The sequence below is a fragment of the Frankia sp. CgJB1 genome (genome assembly GCF_977947065.1).
The window spans coordinates 8213-17069 of sequence record NZ_CDWTNB010000073.1 but is presented as its reverse complement, the minus strand read 5'-3'; the positions used below and the strand labels follow the sequence as shown (position 1 = coordinate 17069).

At 70.0% G+C, this 8857-nt stretch carries 7 protein-coding genes and 1 pseudogene; 7 read left to right on the top strand and 1 reads right to left on the bottom strand.

What is annotated here, in order from left to right; translation table 11 throughout:
- Positions 1-624: 624 nt before the first annotated feature.
- The 6 genes and pseudogenes from AC08OT_RS10415 to AC08OT_RS10390 all read left to right on the top strand — a co-directional run bounded on the left by AC08OT_RS10415 (position 625) and on the right by AC08OT_RS10390 (position 7265).
- Positions 625-2286, top strand: a complete 1662-nt coding sequence (locus AC08OT_RS10415; RefSeq protein WP_476593635.1) for an ABC transporter substrate-binding protein — start codon at positions 625-627, stop codon at positions 2284-2286.
- A gap of 6 nt (positions 2287-2292) precedes the next feature.
- Entirely contained in the window at positions 2293-3246 is a 954-nt protein-coding gene (locus AC08OT_RS10410) for an ABC transporter permease (RefSeq protein WP_476593634.1), read from the top strand.
- Positions 3247-3389: 143 nt separating this feature from the next.
- A pseudogene (locus AC08OT_RS10405) lies at positions 3390-4772 on the top strand (ATP-binding cassette domain-containing protein); the annotation flags it as partial.
- A gap of 13 nt (positions 4773-4785) precedes the next feature.
- Positions 4786-5568, top strand: coding sequence for an oligopeptide/dipeptide ABC transporter ATP-binding protein (locus AC08OT_RS10400; protein ID WP_476593642.1), 783 nt, complete (start codon positions 4786-4788; stop codon positions 5566-5568).
- On the top strand, positions 5568-6203 hold the full coding sequence (locus AC08OT_RS10395; protein ID WP_476602764.1) for an ATP-binding cassette domain-containing protein: 636 nt from the start codon (positions 5568-5570) through the stop codon (positions 6201-6203). The genes AC08OT_RS10400 and AC08OT_RS10395 overlap by 1 nt, the downstream gene beginning before the upstream one ends.
- Before the next feature lie 30 nt (positions 6204-6233).
- Complete coding sequence (locus tag AC08OT_RS10390) at positions 6234-7265, top strand: 2-oxoglutarate and iron-dependent oxygenase domain-containing protein (protein ID WP_476596098.1); 1032 nt, start codon at positions 6234-6236, stop codon at positions 7263-7265.
- On the opposite strand, the gene AC08OT_RS10385 is transcribed toward AC08OT_RS10390, so the two are convergent.
- Positions 7169-7447 (bottom strand): SDR family NAD(P)-dependent oxidoreductase, encoded by a 279-nt coding sequence (locus tag AC08OT_RS10385; RefSeq protein ID WP_476594142.1) that lies wholly within the window; start codon positions 7445-7447, stop codon positions 7169-7171. The genes AC08OT_RS10390 and AC08OT_RS10385 overlap by 97 nt on opposite strands.
- Positions 7448-7783: 336 nt before the next feature.
- Here AC08OT_RS10385 and AC08OT_RS10380 point away from each other — a divergent pair, with 336 nt between their 5' ends.
- On the top strand, positions 7784-8611 hold the full coding sequence (locus AC08OT_RS10380) for a hypothetical protein (protein WP_476596096.1): 828 nt from the start codon (positions 7784-7786) through the stop codon (positions 8609-8611).
- Positions 8612-8857: the final 246 nt, after the last annotated feature.

Below are 8857 nucleotides of genomic sequence, written 5' to 3'. Positions count from 1 at the left end.
CTGAGCAGTCCACCGCATGCGGTGATGACCTGGAGCACCTCGCGCGGTGGCGTGTCCGGGGGAACGGTCAGATCGAAGGGCAGGTAGGCGTGGGTGGGCCGGGCCGCTAGCTGCCCGGCGTAAGCCAGCAGATCGTGAGCAACGTGGACGGCTGTCGTTCAGCAACTCCATTCCGTATGGCATACGGAACGTATATCGCTCATGTACTCAAGGTTGTATGGGTGCGTGTCATTGCGCTGTGCCCGACCCTCGGCTATGGTCAGAGTGTGATGTTGAAGTGGGCATTTGTTGCCCGGAGGTATCTCGACCTCCGCCGCGTCGCAAGCTCCCTGTGTTGTCGCTGACGGGGAGAACGAGCTGACCGCACGTCGCGTGGATTTAGCGGTCAACATTGTTTCCGAAAATTTCCTCCAGATTTTGACGGTCCTTCTCCCGGATAATTGCCGGGGTCGGGTGTCGGATCCGATCGCCGATTTTCTGGACGGGCACGTGTCGTTCGGGTGATCTGGCACTGACCCACACTTCACACTTCCACGTCGCGACCATCGCGGTGCGACGCCCGTCCTCCTCTTCCTCCTCCTCCTCGTTCGTCCTCCTCGTTCATCACGCAAAGGATCCATATCCATGTCGTCATTTCCTACTTCCCCGATCGACATCGCCGGGAATCGGACGTCCTCCGCCGCCGAGCATCCCGTGCGGGCCCTGCTCACCCGCCGTGGCCTGCTGGGCGGTGCCGGTGCGGGCGGCATCGCCGCGTTCCTCGCGGCCTGCGGCAGCTCCGGATCCAGCGCGGACACGGGCGCGGCCGGCGCGTCGGGCGCCGCGGGAGGCCGGCGCGGCGGCCTGATCACCCTGGGGGCTCCGACGCCGCCCACCGCGCTGGACCCGGTGATCATGTACGACGGCACCGCGATCGCGCTGGTCCAGCTCGTCGCCGAGTACCTGATCTGGCTCGATCCGGACTTCCAGCTCCGCCCTCAGCTCGCGACCGGGTGGACGTCGTCCGACGCGGGACGCACCTGGTCGTTCACGTTGCGCAAGGGCGTGCTCTTCTCCGACGGCATCCCGCTGGACGCGCCGACCGTGAAGGCGTCGTTCGACCGGCTGCTGGACCCGGCGAACAAGTCCGCCGCCCTGTCCGCCTTCGCGTCAGTCCTCAAGGCCGGCGGCGTGGCGGTGTCGGGGGCGGACACGGTGGTTTTCCACCTCGAGCGGCCGTTCTCCGACTTCCCTTACCTGGTCTCCGCGGGCAACTACAACGCGGTCGTGCTCAAGAGCGACTACAAGGTCGGCACGTTCGCCACGAAGGCGATCGGCACCGGGCCGTTCCGGCTCGACTCCTACGACGTCGGCCAGGGAGCCTCGCTGCGCCGCAACCCGAAGTACCGGGACGCCGGCAAGCCCTACCTCGACGGCGTCAAGGTGACCTTCCACAAGGACGCCCAGGCCGACCTGCTGGCATTGCAGAGCGGCGCCATCGACGCGCATATCCTGTCCGAGGCCGACCTCGTCGTCCCGATCGCCGGAAGCAACTCCATCGCCGTCGACAAGGTCAGCGGTACCAGCCTGACCGCGTTCACCCTGCGCGTCGACAAGCCACCGTTCACGAAGAAGGAGGTCCGGCAGGCCATCGCCTACGCGTTGGACCGGCCGGGTGTCCTCGCCTCCGTCTACAACGGGGTCGGCGTCCTCGGCAACGACCACCTTCTCGCGCCCGCGTTCGCGGCCGCCCCGAAGGACCTCGCGCAACGCGCGAAGGACGCGGCGAAGGCCCGGTCGCTGCTGTCCGCTGCGGGGGTCGAGAACCTGCGGTTCACTCTCAGTTTCGGCGCCCCGAACAAGGCCTACGCGCTGGTCATCCAGGACCAGCTCAAGCAGGTGGGGATCACGGTCGATCTCGACCAGCAGACCTCCGATGCGTTCTACGGCGGCAACCAGGAGACCGACACCCCCTGGCTGTTCACCACCGCGAACCTCGTCGGCTGGGTGGGCCGCCCGACGCCAAGCCAGTTCATCATCCCGATGGTGAAGAGCCACGCGGTCTGGAACGGTTCGAAGTACGCCAACCCCGCCCTGGACGCCGCGGCCGACGCCTACGACGCCGCGACCGACCCCGCCGAGCGGAAGAAGCAGGCCGAGATCATCGCGCGGGCCCTTCACGAGGACGTGCCGGTCATCATCACCGTGTGGTCCGGGGCCGTCCGGGCCTACCGGTCCGACCGGGTCAGGGGGCTACGCGCCCACCCGTCGGCCTTCCTCGACCTGACAACCGTGAGCCGGGCCTGATCCGGCATGGTGCGTTTCCTGGCCTGGCGGCTGGCGACGATCCCCGTCACCATGCTGGCGGTCAGCTTCCTGGTGTTCATCGCCACCGAACTGATCCCCGGCGACGTGGCGCGCGTCGTGTTGGGCGGGGAGGCCAGCCAGACGTCGGTGGACGCGCTGCGCCACCAGTTGCGTCTCGACGAGCCGCTGGTGCCCCGCTACCTGCACTGGCTGGGTGGGTTCGCCACCGGTGACTGGGGGCGCTCCTACACGCTCGGAGTCGACGTCCGCCCGCTAGTGATCGAGCGTCTGCTCGACAGCGCGACGCTTGCCCTGCTCGCCTTCGTCCTGCTGGTCCCTGTCGCGCTGGCGCTCGGCCTTGCGGCGGGATTGCGCGAGGGGCGGCTGACCGACCGGATCTTCAGCGTCACAGGCCTAAGCCTCGGTGCCGTTCCCGAGTTCGTCACCGGCGTCGTGTTGCTGGTCCTCTTCAGCGTGAAGCTGCACTGGCTGCCCTCGTCGGCGCAGGCACCGCCGGGGGCCGGTCCGCTGACCTTGATCCGGCATCTGCTGCTGCCCGCGGTCTGCCTGGTCCTGCTGTGCACCGGCTATGTCGCCAGGCACGTGCGGGCGAGCACGGTCGCGGTCCTCGCCAGCCCGTTCATCCGGGCAATGCGGGTGCGTGGCATGTCCGAGGCGCAGCTCGTGCGCGGGCACGTGCTGCGCAACTCGCTGGTGCCGGCGACGAGCGCGCTCGCCGTGCAGCTGCAGTTCCTGCTCGCGGGACTGGTGACCGTCGAGCTGCTGTTCGGCTACCAGGGCATCGGCGACCTGCTGCTGTCGTCGGCGACCAGCAAGGACGTGCCGACCCTGCAGGCCGGCGCGATCGTGCTCGGCGCGGTGGGGATGGGCATCTACGTCGTCGCAGACCTGGTGTACGCGCTGCTCGATCCGCGCGTACGGGTGGGGAGGGCGCGGTGAACGACACCGCGGTGGATTCCGCGGCGAGCGTCACGGTCGGCTCCCGGGCTGGCTTCCGGGCTGGCTTCGTGGTCGGCGCGTTCCTGCTGGTCAGCTGGGTCGTCGTCGCGGTGTTCTGGCCGCAGCTGGCGCCGGCGGATCCGATGGCCCAGCATCCGTCCCAGCGGATGCTGGGGCCGGGCGGCGGGCACCTGTTCGGCACCGACCAGTTCGGCCGGGACGTGCTGTCGCGGGTGATGGCAGGAGCCCGCCCGGTGCTCGAGGTCGCTCCGCTGGCGACCGCGCTCGGGGTGGCGGTCGGAAGCTTGCTCGGGCTCGTGTGCGGCGCGCGGCGCGGCCTGTTCGACGAGATCGTGATGCGGGTCGTCGATGTGCTCGCTGTCTTCCCGAATCTGGTCGCGGCCGTGGTGGTGGTGGCACTTGTGGGCCGCTCGACGACCACCCTCGTCCTGGTCATCGGAACGTTCTTCGTCCCGATCGTGACCCGCAGCGTGCGGGCGGCCGTGCTGGTCGAGCGGGAGAAGCCCTATGTCGAGGCCGCCCGGCTGCGTGGCGAGCCGTTCTGGTCGCTGCTGTGGCGGGAGGTGCTGCCCAACGTGACCGGAACCGTGCTGGTCGAGGCGACGTCGAGGCTGGGCGACGCGGTCTTCGCCGCCTCGACCCTGTCCTTTCTCGGACTCGGCCAGCCACCGGGATCCCCGGAGTGGTGGGCCTCCGTGGCCGACAACCGGCGTCTTCCTCCAGCAGGGCTGGTGGACGGTGCTGTTCCCGGCGCTCGCCGTCGGAAGTCTCGTCATCGGTGTCGCGCTGATCGCCGACAACCTGCGGGAACAGGCCGCGCGGTGGTGAGCGACGCGGTGGTGGGCGACGGGGTGGTGGGCGAGGCCGTGGCCGCCGGGGGGCTTGTCGTCGAAGGACTGACGGTGAGCTACCCGTCGTCCGGCGGACCGGCCGTCGCCGTCGACGGCGTCAGCCTGCGGGTCCGACCCGGTGAGACCTACGGCCTGGTCGGAGAGTCGGGGTGCGGCAAGAGCACGCTGGCCGCGGCGCTCGCGGGCGTGCTGCCCGGCGGGGGTGCCATCGACGCCGGCCGCATCGTGCTCGACGGGGTCGACATGCGGGCCCTGTCCGCCCGGGAGCGCCGGCGGTGGCGGGCCGACGCCTTCGCCATGGTCCACCAGGGCACGAGCAGCAGCCTGGACCCCACCGTGCGGGTTGGCGCGCAGGTGGCGGAGGCCTGCCGGCTGGGGGGGGCTGTCCCGGGCCGAGGCCCGGGCGCGGGCCGTCGAGCTGCTCGGCGCGGTGCGGCTGCCCGAGCCCGCGACGATCGCGCGACGCTGGCCGCACGAACTCTCCGGGGGCCAGCAGCAGCGGGTCGGCATCGCCGCGGCCCTCGCCGGCAGCCCCCGCCTGCTCGTCCTCGACGAGCCGACCACCGGCCTTGACGCCGCCGTCGAGCGGGAGGTCCTCGACCTGATCCAGGCGCTGCGGCGCCGGATCGACGCCGCCGTCATGCTTGTCAGCCATGATCTTGAACTGGTGGCGCGTACCTGTGACCGGGTGGGCGTACTGTACGCGGGCCGCCTGGTCGAACAGGGCACGGCGGCCGACCTGCTCACCGCGCCTGGCCACCCCTACACCGCCGCCCTCGTCGCCGCCGTCCCGCGGGTGGGGGTGAGCAGGCGGGAACGCAGGATACCGGCGGTGCCCGGGCAGCCGCCGTCGCCGACCGACCGGCCGGTGGGCTGCATCTTCGTCGACCGGTGTGCGCTCGCCGACGATGTGTGCCGTGCGTCCGAGTCGCCGCTTGCCCCCGTCGCCGACTCCCCGGACGGACCCGGCGGGCACGATGGGCACACGGTGCGCTGCCATCACGGCGACCGCGTCGGACTGCTGCGCCGTCCCGAACAGGTCGTCGGCGTGGCCCCGCGGGAGGCCCGGCCGGGGCTGCTGACCGTGCGGGGGCTGTCCCGCAGCTATGGCCGGACACCCGTGCTCACCGGTATCGACCTCGACATCGGCCACGGGGAGGTACTCGGCCTTGTCGGGGAGTCCGGCAGCGGGAAGACGACCCTTGCCCGGGCCGTGGTGGGACTGGGCCCGGACGGACCCGGCGAGATCCGGCTCGCTGGCCGGCCGCTACCGGCATCGCTGTTCCGCCGCCGCGCGGACAACCGCCGACGCGTGCAGATGGTCTTCCAGGACCTCGATACCACCCTCAATCCCCGGCACACCGTCGCCACGGTGCTGCGCCGGGCGGCGAGGGCACGGTCGCCGACCTTGCCGGGCGCGTCGAGTTCGGCTCCCGGCTGCTGCCGGTGATGACACCGAGGCTGTCGGGCGGTCAGAAGCAACGCGTCGCGATCGGCCGGGCCCTCGCGGGCGATCCCAAGCTGATCGTCTGCGACGAGCCGGTGTCCGCGCTTGACGTCAGCGTCCAGGCCGCGGTGCTCGAGCTGCTCGCCACCACCCGGGACGCCGACGGCGTGTCCTACCTGTTCGTCTCGCACGACCTGGCCGTCGTCGGCTACCTCGCCGACCGGGTCGCCGTCCTGCACCGGGGCCGGATCGTGGAGATCGGCCCGGCCGCCGCGGTACTGGCCGGACCGCATCATCCCTACACCCACACGCTGACCGCCACCCACACGCTGACCGCACCGGTGGATCCGGCACCGCCCGGGCGGGCCGGGTGGGCTGAGCGGGTCTGGTGGCCGACGCGGCTCGGGAAGACCCGGCCCACCCTCCCCGCGGCCGTGGGCTGCGGCTTCGCCGGGAGTTGCCCCAGCCGGGTGGAGGGACTCTACGACTCCGTTGTCCCTCCCGTCCGACTGCTCGACGGGGCCGCCATGACGGCATCCCACACCGTGCACTGCCATCTCGACGCCGCTGATCTGCCTGTGCTCCCGCCACTGCCGGCGGCGGGCACCGGGGCGATGGCGGAGAAGGAGAATGTCTGATGTCGGAGAAACCGGAGAGGACCCCCTGCCATGACCGACGAGATTCCCGTCATCGACCTGGAAGTGGCCCTCGCCGAGGACGCGCCCGCGGACCTGCTGCGGCGCGTGCGCGCGGCGGCCGAGCGGATCGGCCTGATCCAGATTGTCAACCACGGCGTTCCGCTGGAGCTGATCGAGGACTTCCAGCGTCGGGTCGAGCGGATCCTGCGTCTGCCGCGGGCGGAGAAGGCGAAGCTGGCCAACCCCACCGGACACCCCTTCCGGGGCTGGCGGCAGTGGCCTGACGACTTCGGCCGCCTGGAAATCGAACGGTACTCCGTGGGCCAGTTCGACAACCCGGCCGACGCTGCCGCGGCGGGCGTGTCGAAGCGGTGGCTCGGGCTCTACCAACACGCCAACGTCTGGCCGCCGCAGGACCCCGACCTGCGCGGGGTCACCGTCGCCTACGCCGAGGCAGCCGCGGCGCTGGCCCGGCGGGTGCTCGGCCTGTACGAGCGGCTGCTCGGACTACCCGCCGGCAGTTTCCCGCAGGACGAGCCGTACCACCTCAACCTGCTCGTCAACGACTACCCGACCTGGACCTACCCGGACACGGCCTCCGAGGAGGAGAAGCTTCTCCTGCTGGAGCACGCCGACGGCTCGGCGGTGACCGTCCTGCACCAGCACGGCGAGTACTCCGGGCTCCAGGCGCAACAGCCCGACGGCACCTGGATCCCGGTGCCCGTCGTGCCCGGGGCGTTGCAGGTGCTCTCCGGAACGATCCTCACCCGCTGGACCAACGGTCTGCTGCCGGCCGGCCGGCACCGGGTCGTGGCCGGCGGCAGCGCGACCCGGCAGTCGACCGGGATCTTCTACTATCCGAGTCTGGACACTGTGCTGGAACCGCTGCCGGCCTTCGTCGGGGAGGACGGCACCGACTTCGAACCCGTCATGCTGGGCGAGATCGACGAGACCAACGTCGAGAACTACCTGAAGGTCTTCGGCCGGCCCGAGCAGGTGGCCGCGTGGCGGGAGTGCCGTCCGTTCGTCGCGGAGCTCGCCGAGACCTCCGCCGGCCCCTGACCTGGATCGGCCGCTGACCTCCGCTGGCCGCCGTCCCGCTGGATGCCGGCGACGACGGCCGCGGCATCCCGCCGGTAGTTCACGACCACGTGATATCCGCGCCGGGCGAGATCGGTGGCGATCGCCGCGCCGATTCCCCGTCCCGTACCCGTCACCACTACCGTCGGAATCCAACCGGCCATTTTATCCCTCTCATCCCATGCGTGTCATCTGATCGGTTCCCCAGATGCCGTAGCCGCGTGCCGTAGTCGCGGCCCGGAGACGGGAACGAGGGGGCTCCAGGAGGCTGAGCACGAGCGGACATTCTCCTTGCGGTTTCGCAACGACTGCGTGTCGGTTATGGAAAGCACCGCCGCCGCGACCCCTCCCTGCGTGTGTCATCGGCTTGATGGCAGAGGCTCCCCAGGCGAGAGGACGTCGACATGATCCGCGGGCTGGCTCGTACCTGGGTCTGGAGCGCAAGGACGCGTGAGCGGAGGAGAGCTTTCCTGCTCGCGGTCGTAATCATTTTACTTTCCATGGCGACATCGTCGCCGGTCAGGGCGGCCGGCGGTCCCACCCGCGGCGAGGGCGTCGCGGTTCCCTTCGAGGGGTTCACGGATCGCAACGGAGGCCCGACATCGATCGGCGGTGCGGTCGGTGTGGACCTGGTGCTCGGGTCGACCAGCCGACCGTACCTTCCCTGCCAGAACTACGACCCGCGGACCCGTACGGGCGACGCCTTCGTCAACGCCTGCCAGGAGCGGGGAAGTTACACCACCTACTCCCGTTTCCCTCCCGGCGGAGGCCTGCTTTTCCCGGCCGTCTACTTCATGAGCAACACCCAGCCCGACCTGGTCCGGGGTGGTCTGCTGCGGACCGACTGGGGAGCGCGCACCGCCGGCCTGTCGTTCGAGTTCTACCCGGATCAAGCGCATGACGCCGAGGTTGTCCATTCGCGTTTCTACATCGACCGGTTCGACCATTGGGCACACGGCTGGACGTACTCCGTCGCCATCGCCCTCACCGCCCTCGGCAACCCCGGGACCGCTCGGATCAGCGGGCAACTGACCGACCGCGGCCGGCTGCCGGCACCGGGCCGGGTGCGGATCGTCATCTTCGGTGGCCACGCCCGTTCCTCCACCGGCTACCCGATCTCCTCCTTCGCCGTTCGCACCAGCACCGGGTCGTCCGACTGGAGTAGCGGAGCGCTCTACGCCGGCCCTCAGCGCATCACCGTCACCGACACCATGACGCATCGGGAATGCGTCCTGGAACGCACGCGCGTCCTCGGCCCGGACAACAGGATCGACCTCGACCTCTCCCGGCCGGGTTTCGGTCAGCCCGGCAGCACCTGCACGCCCTGACCATCGGCTCGGCCTGACCATCCGTTCGGGTATCGTCTACGCAGGGTCGTATGTCTATGACATAGCGCACCCATCCATCCGGGATTATTGTCGGTGTTGCACATAGAGTGACACCGTTGCTCCTATTGAGAATTCGACGATGCCGGCTCAACGGCGTTTGGCCGAGGGCACATACGATTTCGCTACTACGTCATATGCGATCTTGTGCCGATACTTCGACACTCTTGGCATGACGTAACCGCCGTA

Coding starts and splice junctions, on each gene's coding strand:
- AC08OT_RS10410 (WP_476593634.1), top strand. CDS start 2,293: ATGGTGCGTTTCCTGGCCTGGCGGCTGGCGACGATCCCCGTCACCATG.
- AC08OT_RS10415 (WP_476593635.1), top strand. CDS start 625: ATGTCGTCATTTCCTACTTCCCCGATCGACATCGCCGGGAATCGGACG.
- AC08OT_RS10390 (WP_476596098.1), top strand. CDS start 6,234: ATGACCGACGAGATTCCCGTCATCGACCTGGAAGTGGCCCTCGCCGAG.
- AC08OT_RS10395 (WP_476602764.1), top strand. CDS start 5,568: ATGACACCGAGGCTGTCGGGCGGTCAGAAGCAACGCGTCGCGATCGGC.
- AC08OT_RS10380 (WP_476596096.1), top strand. CDS start 7,784: ATGGCGACATCGTCGCCGGTCAGGGCGGCCGGCGGTCCCACCCGCGGC.
- AC08OT_RS10385 (WP_476594142.1), bottom strand. CDS start 7,447: ATGGCCGGTTGGATTCCGACGGTAGTGGTGACGGGTACGGGACGGGGA.